This window comes from Paludisphaera mucosa, assembly GCF_029589435.1.
Lineage (GTDB): Bacteria > Planctomycetota > Planctomycetia > Isosphaerales > Isosphaeraceae > Paludisphaera > Paludisphaera mucosa.
This window is the reverse complement of the sequence record NZ_JARRAG010000002.1, coordinates 2,950,395-2,962,928: the sequence shown is the minus strand read 5'-3', so window position 1 is coordinate 2,962,928 and position 12,534 is coordinate 2,950,395. Positions and strand designations below refer to the sequence as shown.

The window sequence follows — 12,534 nt, the reverse complement described above, 5'->3', positions numbered from 1 at the left end:
CTCCCGTGCGGCGTCAAGACCGGACGTCGGCTCAGGACTTCTCCTGCTGGTAGATCGCTTCGATCAAATCGGCCACCGACTTGAATTTCTTCCGACCGGCCAGGACCCGATCGATGGCCGCGCGGGCCTGCATCTCGGTGTGGCCCACGGCCAGGAGCGCAGCGTAGGCGTCGCTCACCACGTCGGGCTCGGCGTGGCGGGCCTCGCCGTTGGTCGCCGCGGGGGCCGTAGCGGTCCCGTCGGGATTGACGATCAGGGCGAAGATGCCGACCTTGCGCCTCAGCTTGGCCACGATCCGCTCGGCCATCGCCTCGCCGATGCCGGGGAAGGTGGCCAGCATCTTCACGTCCTGCTCCTGGATCGTCCGCGCGATTTCGCGCACCGGCCGGACCATGGCCCGCAGGGCCTTCCGCATCCCTACGCCGTCGACCGAGCAGAAGGTGTCGAAGAACTCGCGGTCGACCGTCGAGAGGAAGCCGATCAGCCGCGGCGTCATCCGCGCGCCCATCGCCTGGCCCTCGATGTAGAAGGTCGTGTGCAGCGTGACCGCCTCGCCCACCTTCCCCTGGACCTGCCGCCGCGTGTGCTCGGGGATCAGCACCTCGAGTTCGAAGGGGTCGACCGCCAGGGTCAAACTCTCTTCTCCCACCGCGCGTATGACGCCTCGAATCTGGGTGATCACCGGAACCCCTCGATCTCTCGACGGTCGTGTGGTTTTGTTCAGTCATTGTAGACCGCGATCGACGCCCCTGCAAGCGGGGAAATCGATCGACGTTCAAAGCCGGCGAAGCGGCCCCAGGACCTCGTCGATTGTGACGATCTCGCGGAGCGTCGAGAAGCCGACGTCGGGTCTTTCGGGCCGCGAGTCTCGACGTCCGGTCGTCCCTCACGAACGAAGGCCCTCGTCGGGCCGCATCTCGATCGAGAGGATCAGGGCCGGCCGCATCATGGTCGCGGCGCGTCGCGGGCCCGACGCCTCCGCGTCGATCGGACGCCGTCGTCCCGACAACCTTCCACCAGGCGATGAAGGATGCCCGCCCAGGTCGTCGCGCCATGTCGCATCGATCGAGACCACTCGCTTCGGGTCACGTCGCGTCGAAACGCGGGCACCGTCGACGCCGGTCGTCGGCGCGCCGAAACGACCTCCGCGCGGACCCCTCGAGATGGACGTCGAGGCGACCGTCCCCACCTCGTCGCGCCTCCCCTCGGGCCGTCGAATGATCGGCGGCGAGGGCCTACGCATCGGCGATGGCGGATGGACGCGGCGCGGCCGTCGGGGCCGCGCTCGCGCTCGTCGAGTCGGCACATGGCCGGCGAGGACCATCATCGATACGAGCCTCTCGCGCCCCTTCGGCTCACCGCCCTCGCGGGATCGGAGAGATTCCTGCGCGCGGCGTCGCGCCGCGCCCTTCGAAGGCCGCGCGCGTGGTCGAACCGAGGCCGCATCGCGCAGAGGCTCGACTCGATTCCACGTCAAAAACCCTGGAAAACAGGCGACGAAAGCGTCATACGTGAAAGTACATAGTTTTCAAGAAGTCTTCAATTCATGCAAGGAAAGGGTACCAGACTACGCTGATGCGAAGGGGCCGCGAGGCCGAAAAACCCGAAAATTTCCACGAAAAACGGCGATTTCGGAGGATCTTCCCCTTCCACTATTTCAAAGATTTGGTATGAATTGGCGCAGGGACCGCTCAATGAGAGACGGTCCGTCACGAGAACATGTCTGAGACGAGGTGCCTCGATGGCCACGAAGAAAGCGACACCCAAGAGCAGCGCACCCAAGGCCGCTCCCAAGAAGGCCGCCGCCCCGAAGAAGGCCGACAAGGCCACGGCCCCCGCCCCCAAGGCCGCCGCCCCCAAGAAGGCCGCCGCCCCCAAGGCCGGCGCCGTCAAGAAGGCCGCCCCCAAGAAGCCGGCGATCAAGCTCTCCGACCCTCAGGCGAGCCTCCTCAAGGAGATCGTCGGCGCCGGCGAGGGGGGCGTCACCGCCACCAAGAAGATCCAGAAGCAGCTCGACTCCCTCCAGTCCAAGAAGCTGATCAAGAAGGGCAAGAAGGACGGCGAGTTCTTCAAGTACCACGTCACCAAGATCGGCGAGAAGCACCACTCCAGCTCCGGCTCGACCCCGGGCGCCTCGGCCTGACCCGACGCCCGTCGCGACCGCGACGGGGCGAGCCGAGCCGAATCGCACCGAGCCGCAACGACGGGCCGGGTCCGCATCCTCGACGGGCCACGGCCCTTTTTCCTGCGCGGCGGCGGCCGCCGACCGGCTTCGGCCCGGGCGAAACCCGCTATTGGCGGGACGGGCGATCGTCGCTATGATCCCCGCGCCGCGTCGACCGACGCCGGCCGCTCGCATCGCCCTTTCTCGCGAGGCGGCCCGACCCGAGGACGTCACCGACCCCGACCTCCCCCGAAGGATGGTTCCACGCTCATGGACGACCGAGCTTTCAGGAACGGCGCGACCCGACGCGCGGCGGCCCGATGGGTCGTCGTCCTGGCCGCGTCCGCGGCGGGCTGCAGCACCTACGTGGGCACCACCGCGCGGAGCTTCCTCGGCCACGTCCGCAGCAACCCCGACCCCAACGTCCGCTACGTCGCCTATTCGAAGCTCGCCTCCAAGGACGCCTACGGCACCGACGCCGAGCGCGCCGAGGCCGTGACGACCCTGATCGAGAAGTACGAGAAGGGGAACGAGCCGCTGGCCATCCGCGCGATCATCTGCCGCACGCTCGGCGAGCTGGGCGACCCCCGCGCCCGCGACGTCCTCCTCAAGGCGGTGCACCATCAGGAGCCCGTCGTGAAGATCGAGGCCTGTCGGGCGCTCGGCAAGGTCGGCCGGCCCGAGGACGCCACGGTCCTCGCCCAGACGATGACGCTCGACAACCTCGAGGACGCGCGGATCGCCGCCATCGAGGGCCTCGCCGACCTCAAGAGCCGCGACCCGCGCATCTACAAGGTCCTGCTCGACTCGATGGAGCACGACGACCCGGCCATCCGACTCGCCTCGCTCAACGCCCTGCGGAAGATCACCGGCAAGGACCTCGGCACCGAAATCGCCGACTGGCGGCGCGACCTGGAGCCCATCATGGCCGCCACCCCCTCGGACATGGCCGCTCCGGCCACCATGACGTCCGCCGCCGACGAGGCCGCCGCCAAGACCACCGCCGCCAAAACCGCCGCGCCGCGTCGCTGAACCCGCCACGCCGCGACGCGCGACGCTCCCCGGCCCGCCACTGGGATGGTCCCGGACGGGGCCGGTCCGTCATAATCGAATCATGACGCGAACCCCCTCTCGACCCGGATCGTCCGAAGAGGATTCTCGCGCGGCCGGTTCGCGGCCTCGATCGCGCGTCGGCATCCGAGAGGCGAAATGGACAGGCATACGCTCGAGCTGCTAGGCGTTTCGAAGGTCCTCGCACTGGTCGCCGCCCGCGCCGCGTGCTCGCTGGGCAAGGAGGCCGCGCGGGGGCTGGAGCCCTCGGGCGACTTCGGCGCGATCCACGCGCGTCACGCCGTCACCACCGAGATGGTCGAGGCGATGCGCTCGGGCCTGCGGCCCCCGCTGGGCGGGCTGCACGACATCCGGCCGCTCGTCCGTCGGGCCCAGGTCGGCGCGATGCTCGAGGCCGAGGAGCTGGCCGAGGTCGCCGAGACCCTCCGCTCGATCGGCGGCCTGGCGGTCTGGCTGGAACGGATGGGCGACAACTTCCCGCGGCTCGGCGGCATGCGCGCGGAGGTCGGCGAGTACTCGTCGGTGTCGACCGCGATCGAGGGCTGCCTGGACAATCGGGCCAAGGTCCTGGACACCGCCAGCCGCCGCCTCTCCATGATCCGCCGCGAGATGGAAGAGGTCGAGGAGCGCATCCAGGAGAAGCTCCGCTCGATGCTCCGCTCGCCCGACGTGAAGCGGGCGCTCCGCTATTCCAACTTCACCATGGTCGGCCACCACTACGTCCTGCCCGTCGCCAAGGAGTATCGCGGCGAGATCGCCGGCTCCGTCCAGCGCACCAGCGCGAGCAACGAGACGGTCTACATCGAGCCGACCGCCATCGCCGAGAAGTCGGCGCAGCTCTCCTATCTTCGGGCCCGCGAGTCGAAGGAGATCCGCCGGATCCTCCGCTGGCTCACCGCCCAGGTGGGACTCGTCGCCGACTCGCTGCTCGGCACGATGGAGGTCATGGCCGAACTCGACCTCATCTACGCCAAGGGCCGCTACAGCATCGACTACCAGATGCGCGCGCCCGACCTGAACGAGGACCGCAAACTCGTCCTGAGACGGGCCCGCCACCCGCTGCTCGAGGCGATCCTCCGCAACGATCCCGCGCTGGCCGTCCCGACCGCGCCGCCCAATCCGGTCGAAGCGGCGGGCGAGGGCGGGGCGGACGTCGCGGCGACGTCGGCGCCGCGCGAGGCCGAGGTCGTGCCGATCGACGTCCACCTGGGCCTGCGGTTTCAGACCCTCGTGATCACCGGGCCGAACACGGGCGGCAAGACGGTGGCCCTCAAGACGGTCGGCCTGCTGGCGGTCATGGCGCAGATGGGTCTGCACGTCCCCGTCGCCGAGGGCTCGCAGCTCCCCGTCTTCGACGAGATCCTGGCCGACATCGGCGACGAGCAGAGCCTGGAGCAATCGCTGTCGACCTTCTCCTCGCACGTCCGGAGGATCTCCGAGATCCTCGGCAAGGCCACCGAGCGGTCGCTGGTGATGTTCGACGAGCTGGGGGCGGGGACCGACCCGGCGGAAGGCGCGGCGCTCGGGAGGGCCATCCTCGACGAGCTGGACTCGATCGGCGGGCTGGCGATGGTCACGACCCACATCGGCGACCTCAAGACCTACGCCCTGACCAACCCCCGCGCCGAGAATGCGGCCGTCGAGTTCGACATCGAGACGTTACGGCCCCGCTACCACGTCCACATCGGCGACGTCGGCCAGTCGAACGCCCTCAAGATCGCGCGGCGACTTTGCCTGCCCGAGCACCTCGTCGCCCGCGCCGAGCGCTACCTGGAGCAGGCCCAGGGTTCGACCGTCCCCGAATGGGACCTGATCGCCAGGATGCGGCGCGAGGCCGAGGCGGCCCGCCAGGACGCCATCGCCGCACAGGCCGACGCCGAGCGCGCCCGCGACGTCCTCACCGATCGGCTCCAATCGCTCCACCTCGAAAGCCGTCGCGAGGAAGACCTCGCCGACGCCCGCGCGCGGCTGCAACCGGGCGACAAGGTCGTCGTCCCCAAGATGGGCTACGACCGGCCCGGCCGCATCGTGAAGATCGACCCGCGCAAGAAGACCGCCATCGTCGCCATCGGCCACATGACCTGGAACGTCGCGATCGACGAGCTGCTCCCTCAGGACGCCCCCGCGCCCGCCGCGGGCAAGCCCGCGCGGGCCAAGGGGCCCCGGCTCGAAGACTTCGAAGGCTGAAGGCCGGGCCGATCCGGAGGATTCGCGGCGTCGATCAACTGAGCGACTGCGGGTCGCCGGCTTTCGGGGCCTTGAGGAAGAGTACGCCCAGGGGCGGGACCTTGAGCGAGATGTGGAACGGGCGTCCGGCGTGGGGCTCGCGGACGGCCCAAACCCCCCCCTGATTGCCGACGTTCGAGCCGTTGTAGATGTCGGCGTCGGTGTTCAGTAGCTCGCGGTAGAAGCCGCCGGCGGGCACGCCCACGCGGTAGTCGTAGCGGACGACCGGCGTGAAGTTGCAGACTACGACGATCGCCTCCTCGGGGTCCTTGCCGCGTCGCAGGAAGGCGAGAACGCTGTTCTCCCAGTCGTGCAGCTCCAGCCACTCGTAGCCTTGCCAGTCGAAGTCGATCTGGTGAAGCGCGGTCTCGCTCTTGTACAGCGCGTTCAGGTCGGTGACGAGCTGCGCGACCCCCTGATGGTCCTTCCACTGGAGAAGGTGCCAGTCGATGCTCTCGTCGTGGTTCCACTCCCGCCACTGGGCGATCTCGTCGCCCATGAACAGGAGCTTCTTGCCGGGGTGGCCGTACATGTAGCCGTAGAGCAGGCGGAGGTTGGCGAACTTCTGCCAGACGTCGCCGGGCATCTTGTCGAGGATCGACTTCTTGCCGTGGACGACCTCGTCGTGCGAGAGCGGCAGCACGAAGTTCTCGGTGAAGGCGTAGATCATGCTGAACGTGAGCGCGCCGTGCTCGTATTTGCGGTGGACGGGATCCTTCGCGATGTAGCGGAGGGTGTCGTTCATCCAGCCCATGTTCCACTTGAGGCTGAAGCCCAGCCCGCCGAGGTACGTCGGCCGCGAGACGCCGGACCAGCTCGTCGACTCCTCGGCCATCGTGAGGATGCCGGGGTGCTCGCGGTGGCAGATCTCGTTCAGCTGCTTGAGGAAGTCGATGGCCTCGAGGTTCTCGTTGCCGCCAAAGATGTTGGGGATCCACTCGCCGGGGTTGCGCGAGTAGTCCAGGTAGAGCATCGAGGCCACGGCGTCGACGCGGAGCCCGTCGATGTGGTAGCGGTCCAGCCAGAAGAGGGCGTTGCCCAGCAGGAAGTTGCGGACCTCCGGCCGGCCGTAGTTGAAGATCTTCGTGCCCCAGTCGCGGTGCTCGCCCAGGCGGGGGTCGGCGTGCTCGTAGAGGTGGGTGCCGTCGAAGTAGCCCAGGCCGTGGACGTCGGACGGGAAGTGGGCCGGGACCCAGTCGAGGATCACGCCGTAGCCGTGCTGGTGCAGGTAGTCGACGAAGAACGCGAAGTCGTCGGGCGTGCCGTGACGGGCCGTGGGGGCGAAGTAGCCGACCGGCTGGTAGCCCCAGCTGCCGTCGAAGGGGTGCTCGGTGATCGGCATCAGCTCGACGTGCGTGAAGTGGGTCTTGTCCAGGTACTCGACCAAGTCCTTGGCCAGCTCGCGGTAGCCGAGGAAGCCGTTCTCCTTCTCGACCTTGCGCTTCCACGAGCCGAGGTGGACCTCGTAGAAGGCCATAGGCTTGTCGAGTGCCTGGTTCTCGGTGCGGCGGGCCATCCAGTCTTTGTCGCCCCAGGAAAGGCGGTCGATGTCCCAGACGACGGAGGCCGTCTTGGGCCGCATCTCGGAGGCGAGGCCGTAGGGGTCGGTCTTCTGCACGGTGTACCCGTGGTTCCGGCTCTTGATCTCGAATTTGTAGACCTCGCCCTCGGCGAGATCGGGGATGAAGATCTCCCAGATGCCGGTGGCGCCTCGGCTGCGCATGGGGTGGCGGCGGCCGTCCCAGTGGTTGAAGTTGCCGACGACGCTCACGCGCTGGGCGTTGGGGGCCCAGACGCCGAACAGCACGCCCCGAAAGCCCTGATGCGTGATCAGGTGGGCGCCGAGCTTCTCATAGTTGCGGAGGTGGGTCCCTTCGCCGAGCAAGTGAAGGTCGAAATCGGTCAGGATGGGGTCGAAGGCGTAGGGGTCGACCGACTCCCACGAGTGGCCTTCGTGGTTCTCGATGCGGAGCCGGTAGGGGAAGGGGCCGGTCCGGTCGGGGAAAACGGCCTCGAAGAACCCGTCGGCGTGGGTTTTCTCCATGGGCCCGAGCTTGCCGGGCTCGCCCTTCGACAGGTCGACGATCCCGGCCTTGCGGGCCTCGGGCAGGAACGCGCGGACCGTCCAGGCCTTCTTGCCGTCGCTGGTCGTGACCGGGTGCGGCCCCAGGATCGTGTACGGGTTCCAGTGCTGGGCCTGGGTGATCAGGTCGAGATCCGACTGGGAGACCGTCGAGTACTGCCGTGTCATCAGGGCCATGGTTCGCGACTCGCTCTTTCTTCTCGGAACTCGTTCCGACGTCGGCCACGCGGCGTCCGTGATGCTCTTTCCCTCTTACTTAGCCGTCCTTCGGACGCCATGCAACCGCGCGCCCCCGCCCGGGCTCGCGAATGCACGCGAAGGGGCGGGCCGGTCCGATCGCCCGGGTCACTTCAGCTCGAGCATCCGGCGGAGCGACTCGCGACCCCAACGCTTCACGTCTTCGGGGACGCTCACGCGGTTCGCCGGCGTGCCGCGCGACAGGTTCTCCAGGCACCAGGCCAGGTGGGGCAGGTCGATCCGGTACATCGTGGAGCACATGCAGACCATCGGCGACAGGAACTGGACCTTCTTGTCGGGATGGGCCGCGGCCAGCCGGTTGACCAGATGCAGCTCCGTGCCGACGGCCCACGAGGAGCCCGCCGGGGCCTGTTCGATCGTCTTGAGGATGAACTCCGTGGACCCGACGACGTCGGCCGCGTCGACGACCTCCATCGAGCATTCGGGGTGGACCAGGACCCGGACCTCCGGATCCCGCTCGCGGAACTGCGCCACGTGCGCCGGCTTGAACATCTGGTGGACCGAGCAATGACCGCGCCAGAGGATGACCCGGCTCTGCTCGACGGCCTTGGGCGAGTTGCCGCCCAACTCGCGACGCGGGTCCCAGACGGTCATCTGGTCGAGCGGGATGCCCATCGCACGCGCCGTGTTCCGGCCCAGGTGCTGGTCGGGGAAGAATAGGGCCCGTTTCCGCCGGGCGAAGGCCCAGTCGAGCACCTGGCGGGCGTTGGAGCTGGTGCAGACGATGCCGCCGTGGCGGCCGCAGAACGCCTTCAGCTCGGCCGTCGAGTTGATGTAGGTGACGGGCGTGACGTCCTCGACGTCGATCACCTCGGCGAGGTCGGCCCAGGCCGCCTCGACGGAGTCCAGGTCGGCCATGTCGGCCATGCTGCAGCCGGCGGTCATGTCGGGCAGGTAGACCGCGACCTCGTCGCGGGACAGGATGTCGGCGGTCTCGGCCATGAAGTGGACGCCGCAGAACACGATCGACCGGCAATCGGTGCTGGCCGCGGCGAGCTGGCTGAGCTTGAGGCTGTCGCCGCGGAGGTCCGCGAAGCGGATCACCTCGTCCTGCTGGTAATGATGGCCGAGGATCAGCAGCGACGGGCCGAGTTCGCGCCGGACCGCCTCGATCCGCGCGTTCAGGTCGGCGTCGGGGGCGTTGCGGAACTCCTCGAACGGGAGGCTCTCGGCGGCGACCGCGGTGGTGGTGGCGCTCATGGGTTCAGACCGGATCCTGGGGAGCGAGCGGGGGGACGCGTGGCCCTGATGAAAATCCTGCGCCGAACTCGGGGCGACTCTCGCCTCCGAGCGATTTCGGCCACCGGCATTGACCGGCCCAGGTATTATATCCGAGGATCGGGATATGGAAGCGTCGCCGTCCCTGGGCGACGCCGAGCGGGCGGGGATGCGGGCGTGCATCTTTCGCAGCCGCGAGAAGCCGCCTTCCCGAGCCGCCTGCCGCGATCCCCGAGGAAACCGTCCGTGGAGTCCGAGGCCACAATCCTGGTCGTCGACCCCGTCGACTCCGAACGGACGGCCCTGCGCCAGGTCCTTTCGCGGGGCGGTTACACGGTCCACGAGGCCGTGGGGACGTGCAACGCCGTCGCCGACGCGACGCGGGTCCGACCCCACCTGATCGTCCTGGGCCTGAGCCTCTCGCAGGCCGACGAGACCGCGCTCTGCCGGTCGATCCGGGCCGAGGCCGCCCTGTCCGGCACGCCCGTCCTCATCATGAGCGCGGCGCACGCCGACGCGGTGGTGCTGGCGGGCCTGGAGGCCGGGGCCGACGACTACGTCGTGTTCGACTCCGCGCCCGAGCTGATCCTGGCCCGAGTCCGGCGGCTCATCCAGGATCGCAAGATGGCCGGGCTGGCGATGCTCGACCGCCAGCTCGTGCAGATCGGCCGCCTGCTCGCGGGCATCGTGCACGAGATCCGCGGCCCCCTCTCGGTCATCCGCGGCAGCGCCGAGCTGCTGCGGCTCAGCCTTCAGGAGCGCCCCGACGACCTGCAATGGATCGATTCGATCCTCCGCGGCTCCAGCCTGCTGCAGCTCAGGCTCGAACACCTGATGGGCGCGGTGCGAACCGGCCCGATCCAGATGCAGCCGATCGACGTCTCCTCGCTGCTGACCGAGACCGTCGACCTGTTCGTCCGCGGCCTGCCGCCGAACCACCGTCAGGTGACCGTCAAGGCCGAATGCGCATCGTCCTACCAGATCCAGGGCGACGCCGGCCGACTGATGCAGGTCCTCTTCGACCTGCTGACCAACGCCCACCAGGCGATCGTCGGCACGGGCAAGGAAGGCGCGATCCTTCTGAAGACCCGGCACGTCCACGAGGACGACCGCGACTGGGTCAGGCTCGACGTCCTCGACGACGGCCCCGGCGTGCCGGGCGTCTACCTCCAGCGCATCTTCGAGCCTTTCTTCACCACCCGCGAGGGGGGCAGCGGATACGGCCTCTACCTCGCCTCCGAGATCGTCCGCGACCTTGGAGGGCGTCTGGAGGCCTGCAACAATCCCGGCGGCGGCGCCTGCTTCTCGGTCCTCCTGCCTCTCGACCTCGACGACGAGTCGGACCGCCGACGGGTCTGACGTCGCGCCGCCGATCTGCGTTCACGCCGTCTCCCGGTCGCGGCGCAGCCGCAGGCTCATGAAATCGCGGGTCTGCCGCGCGACGGCCTCTTCGGTCGGGAGTCGTTCCATCGAACTGGCGCCGTAGAAGCCGTCGAGGCCGGCGACGCGGTCGAGGACGTAGCGGGCGTCGTCGGGCATGGCGATCGGGCCGCCGTGGCAGAGGACGAAGACGTCGGGGCGGACCGACCGCGACGCGGCGACGATCGCCTCGACCTCGCGCACGCAGTCGTCGAGCGACCGCGCGGTCTTCGCGCCGATGCTCCCCTTCGTCGTCAGCCCCATGTGCGCGACGATCACGTCGGCGCCGGCCTCGGTCAGGGCCCGGGCCTGGTCGGTGTCGAAGGCGTAGGGGGTCGTGAGCAGGTCCAGCTCGTGGGCGCGACGGATGCAGTCGATCTCCAGGCCGAAGCCCATCCCCGTCTCCTCGAGATTGGCGCGGAAGACGCCGTCGATCAGGCCGACGGTCGGGAAGTTCTGCACCCCGGCGAAGCCCAGGGTCTTCAACTCGGCGAGGAACGGGTCCAGCAAAAGGAACGGGTCGCTCGCGCAGACGCCGGCGACGACCGGAGTCGTCTTGACCGCGGTCAGGACCTCGTAGGCCATCTCCTTGACGATGGCGTTGGCGTTGCCGTACGGCATGAGGCCGGCGAGCGATCCCCGGCCGGCCATGCGGAACCGGCCCGAGTTGTAGATCACGATCAAGTCGATCCCGCCGGCCTCCTCGCACTTGGCGCTCAGACCCGTCCCCGCGCCCCCGCCCACGATGGGCAGGCCGGCGTCCACCTTCTTCCGGAACCGTTCCAGGATCGTCGCACGAGACTCGGCCATGTCGTCTCTCCGGTCCTTCTCGTCGAACTCAATCACGCACCCGGCCTGCAAGCGTCAGGAAGGCTTGCACGAGCGCCTGGGCGAACTCCGGATCGTTGATGTGCCGCGGGCACCTCTGGATCGCCCGATCTTCGGTCGGCACGACGACCTCCTCGATCGCCTCGAGAAGGGCGGCGTCGGCTTCCGGGTCGTGGAATGGCTGGCCGGGAGCGTCGAGGCCCGACAGGCCATGCTCCGGGATCAGCAGCGCGACCGGGGTCTTCCAGCCGTTCAACTTGGCGCCGATCCAGCGGCCCATCCGGCGGTTCTCCTCGGGCGTCGTCCGCATGAGCGTGATCTGGTCGTTGTGGCGATGGAGCCGCCGGCCGCGATACTTCTCGGGGACCGTGTCCAGCGCGCCGAAGTTCACCATGTCGAGCGCGCCGAGGCTCAGGACGCAGGGGACGCCCGCCGTAATCTGAGCTTCGAATCGATCCTCGACGCAGGGGAAGATTCCGCCCATGAAGTAGTCCGCGACCTCCGTGGTGGTGACGTCGAGGACCCCTTGAATCATCCCGGAAGCGACGAGGTTCTCCATCGCGCGGCCGCCGACCCCGGTCGCGTGGAAGGCCAGGGGATCGTAGCCGAGCGCCTCCAGGGCCACGCGTGCGGCGTCCACGCACGGCGTGGTGAGACCGAACATCGTGAGGCCGAGTGCGGGACGTTCGACCTTCACGGGCCTGAATTCCCGGACCATCCCCGCCATCGCGTGCGCGGCGTTGGCGAGCACCGTCCGCGAGACGACGTTCAGGCCGGCCACGTCGACGACCGATGGCGTCATGACCAGGTCGCTGCAGCCGACGTAGGCCGAGACGTCGCCGCTGGCGACGGTCGAGACCATGAGCTTCGGCAGCCCGATCGGCAGGGCCCGCATCGCCGGCGTGATGAGCGCGGTCCCGCCGCTGCCGCCGATCCCGACGACCCCCGCGACCCGTCCCAGGCCGTGCTCGGCGACGAGGAAGCCCGTGAGGACCTTCGACGCGGCCGAGACGGCGTCGGCCCGGCTGGAAGGCCCACCTGATTCGGCCTTGTGCGGCGGGGGGAAAAGCTTGCGAAGGGAGAGGTCGGGCGTCGCCTGGGGTTCGTGCTGGGTGCCGACGTCGACGGTGCGGACCGCGACGCCGGCCTCGCGGAGGCGCTCGGCGACGAACTGCAGCTCGCGGCCCTTGGTGTCCATCGTGGCGATCGCATAGACGGCCGGCTGCATCGCGGGGCTCTCCTCGTCGAGGCGTGGCTCGCGGTCGAG

The 12,534-nt window shown here is 68.8% G+C and carries 9 protein-coding genes; 4 read left to right on the top strand and 5 right to left on the bottom strand.

What is annotated here, in order from left to right:
• Positions 1-31: 31 nt before the first annotated feature.
• Positions 32-682, bottom strand: a complete 651-nt coding sequence (gene ruvA / locus PZE19_RS20995; RefSeq protein ID WP_277862555.1) for a Holliday junction branch migration protein RuvA — start codon at positions 680-682, stop codon at positions 32-34.
• Between the two features lie 1,059 nt (positions 683-1,741).
• On the opposite strand from ruvA, the gene PZE19_RS20990 reads away from it, so the two are divergent.
• The 3 genes from PZE19_RS20990 to PZE19_RS20980 all read left to right on the top strand — a co-directional run bounded on the left by PZE19_RS20990 (position 1,742) and on the right by PZE19_RS20980 (position 5,422).
• Positions 1,742-2,143, top strand: a complete 402-nt coding sequence (locus tag PZE19_RS20990; RefSeq protein ID WP_277862554.1) for a hypothetical protein — start codon at positions 1,742-1,744, stop codon at positions 2,141-2,143.
• Positions 2,144-2,434: 291 nt separating this feature from the next.
• The gene (locus PZE19_RS20985) at positions 2,435-3,196 is read left to right on the top strand and encodes a HEAT repeat domain-containing protein (protein WP_277862553.1); all 762 of its coding nucleotides are present in this window, start codon (positions 2,435-2,437) and stop codon (positions 3,194-3,196) included.
• Positions 3,197-3,373: 177 nt separating this feature from the next.
• Entirely contained in the window at positions 3,374-5,422 is a 2,049-nt protein-coding gene (locus PZE19_RS20980; protein WP_277862552.1) for an endonuclease MutS2, read from the top strand.
• Between the two features lie 34 nt (positions 5,423-5,456).
• Here the strand turns inward: PZE19_RS20980 and glgB are convergent, their stop codons facing one another.
• Positions 5,457-7,721: a 1,4-alpha-glucan branching protein GlgB gene (gene glgB / locus PZE19_RS20975; RefSeq protein ID WP_277862551.1), complete on the bottom strand. Its 2,265-nt coding sequence runs from the start codon at positions 7,719-7,721 to the stop codon at positions 5,457-5,459.
• A gap of 168 nt (positions 7,722-7,889) precedes the next feature.
• Entirely contained in the window at positions 7,890-9,002 is a 1,113-nt protein-coding gene (gene nadA / locus PZE19_RS20970) for a quinolinate synthase NadA (protein WP_277862550.1), read from the bottom strand.
• 264 nt (positions 9,003-9,266) lie between these two features.
• On the opposite strand from nadA, the gene PZE19_RS20965 reads away from it, so the two are divergent.
• The gene (locus PZE19_RS20965) at positions 9,267-10,379 is read left to right on the top strand and encodes an ATP-binding response regulator (RefSeq protein WP_277862549.1); all 1,113 of its coding nucleotides are present in this window, start codon (positions 9,267-9,269) and stop codon (positions 10,377-10,379) included.
• 21 nt (positions 10,380-10,400) lie between these two features.
• Here the strand turns inward: PZE19_RS20965 and PZE19_RS20960 are convergent, their stop codons facing one another.
• Both PZE19_RS20960 and PZE19_RS20955 read right to left on the bottom strand, forming a co-directional pair.
• A complete protein-coding gene (locus PZE19_RS20960; RefSeq protein WP_277862548.1) occupies positions 10,401-11,249 on the bottom strand; it encodes a phosphoenolpyruvate hydrolase family protein in 849 nt (282 codons plus the stop codon).
• A 28-nt stretch (positions 11,250-11,277) separates the two neighbouring features.
• Complete coding sequence (locus PZE19_RS20955) at positions 11,278-12,495, bottom strand: Tm-1-like ATP-binding domain-containing protein (RefSeq protein ID WP_277862547.1); 1,218 nt, start codon at positions 12,493-12,495, stop codon at positions 11,278-11,280.
• Between the last annotated feature and the right edge of the window lie 39 nt (positions 12,496-12,534).